This window comes from Mesorhizobium sp. M1A.T.Ca.IN.004.03.1.1 (assembly GCF_003997555.1).
In the GTDB taxonomy this organism is placed as follows: Bacteria; Pseudomonadota; Alphaproteobacteria; order Rhizobiales; family Rhizobiaceae; genus Mesorhizobium.
In genome coordinates this window covers 1-267 of sequence record NZ_RZTV01000419.1, presented here as the reverse complement: position 1 = coordinate 267, position 267 = coordinate 1, and the positions used below count along the sequence as shown (strand labels likewise).

At 58.4% G+C, this 267-nt stretch carries 1 protein-coding gene; it reads right to left on the bottom strand.

Translation table 11 applies throughout. The features are described 5' to 3' along the window. A partial coding sequence (locus EOD29_RS32250) for an efflux RND transporter permease subunit (RefSeq protein ID WP_164763967.1) occupies nt 1–267 on the bottom strand: 267 nt, incomplete at both ends.

Sequence of the window (267 nt, the reverse complement as noted above, 5' to 3'; positions counted from 1 at the left end):
AAAGTATTGATCGAATAGCCGGTGGCCGCCAGCACCCCGAAGGTGCCGAGCAATACCACGGGAACGGCGATAGTCGGGATCAGCGTTGCCCGAAGATTCTGCAGGAAGACGAGCAGCACCACGAAGACGAGCACGATTGCCTCGATCAGCGTATGCACGACCTTCTCGATCGACAGTTCCACGAAGGGCGTCGTGTCGTAGGGATAGGTAATCTTCACGCCTTCCGGCAGAGTGCGGCCGATGACATCGAGTGCGGATCGAACGCGT